1 protein-coding gene is annotated in these 1,827 nt (G+C 33.4%); it reads right to left on the reverse strand.

Annotated features, from left to right (window positions below; all coding sequences use genetic code 11):
- Window positions 1-462: 462 nt before the first annotated feature.
- A partial coding sequence (locus AAC037_RS24110) for an ATP-binding protein (RefSeq protein WP_339906220.1) occupies window positions 463-1,827 on the reverse strand: 1,365 nt, incomplete at its 5' end.

A 1,827-nucleotide genomic window follows, 5' to 3' on the forward strand; every position in this document is an offset into this window, starting at 1 on the left:
CGCTCATTTGATCTTTTGAGAAATATTTCTTTAAGTTCTGGATCTTCAGCATTTTCTGCTGCTGTATTGTATCCTTTTTCTGCATCTTTGTTTTTTTCTAAAATTTCACCAATCTGATGGATCAGCTTATTATCTTCTATATTCATCATGATAATTAAATTAAGCATTCAGTTGTTATGCACTTAATTTAAGCTAAAATTATACCGTAAATTGACTGAAATAATTTTTTTTTGGACTTTAAACCGATATGTCTGTAATAAAATTTCATAATTAGGGTTGTAAACTTTTACCAAGAATTTAACCTATTGAATATGGGTGTTTTACTACTCTACATTGTTTCAGTATTAAGTACGATGATAGAAATAAGACAGGATTTTTGAAAAATAACTTATATCAAAAACTTTATATCGAGAGTTTGAGATTATTTTTTTTAACCGGCCATGACAATAAAGTAGGAATACATTAACTATGCTGGGATGGGAAAATAATTTTAAATGTTGTTCCTTTTCCTTGTATGCTTTCTGCTATTACCAAACCACAATGATTATTAATCACTTTTTTCACGATAGCTAAGCCTATACCGGTGCCCTCATATTCATGTTTGGTGTGAAGCCTTTGAAAAACTTCAAAAATTTTGCTTTCCATACCTTTTGGAAATCCAATACCATTGTCTTTGATTAAAAATTCAAAATACTTTTTTTTCTGATTTAGATTCCTAAGCTTAACCTGGCTTTCGGGGACTTTAGAAGCTGAAATCACAATTTCCGGTTTGCCGTCTTTTTTTGAAAATTTTATGGCATTACTTATTAAGTTGGAAAAAACTTGTCGCATTTGAAAAAAGATTGCTTCAGCCTTTGGGAGATCTTTCACAGTAATTCTGGCCTCAGATTCTTCAATCGTCGGAGCCATGTCTTCTAGTACCTGATGAATCACTTCATTAAAATCAATCATTTCATATTTTGTGATATCATCATTAGATCTAGAAAACGAAAGCAAATCGTCAATTAAGGTTCTCATTCTACTTGCCGCAAAGGTTACCTTATCGAAGTAGCCCTTGCCCTTTGAGCTAAAGTTACCATACTCTTTTTCCAATATCAATGAGCTATACATCTGAATCTTCCGCAATGGTTCCTGAAGGTCATGGCTTGACACGTAAGCAAAAGATTGAAGTTCTTCATTCGCCTGTTTTAATTTGTCAACTGAATCTTTAAGTTTTTCATTTGCTTCAAGCAATAGATTTGTCCTTAAAGCCACCTGGCTCTCAAGCTCCCTAGTAAAACCTTCCAAACGCTTGCTGTATAATACCTGGTCAGTAACATCCGTGGCAGTTACAATTACTCCTGAAATCGTGGTATCTAAATCAGACAATGGTATATAATGATAATCCAAATAAAACTCTTTATTTACACCGTTGACAACAATATCAACTTTTGAAGCCTTATCCTTTATGGCTACTCCTGTATCCAATACTTCCATGAGTTCCTCTGGGTATTTCTGATTCATTAGTTCTGGAAAAACAGCCAATAGCGGTTTACCAATAACCTCTTCTCTGGTTTTTCCCCATAGATGGGTCAACATTCTATTATTTGCCAATTCAATTTTAAAATCTTTACCTCTTAAAATGGCCATGGCAACAGGTGAATGCTGCATATGATGTCGAAATTGGCTTTCATTTTTAACCAATTCATTTTTTGAATCCACGATATCTGTAACTTCGTTGACAACCATCATGACCTCCTTCACCTCACCTTCTACTATTAGAATTGGGTGAATAATAAAATTAAAATAGAAGCTTCTCAATTTCCCATTCAAGGGTAAACTTATTTG

It is taken from the genome of uncultured Cyclobacterium sp. (assembly GCF_963976465.1).
In the GTDB taxonomy this organism is placed as follows: domain Bacteria; phylum Bacteroidota; class Bacteroidia; order Cytophagales; family Cyclobacteriaceae; genus Cyclobacterium.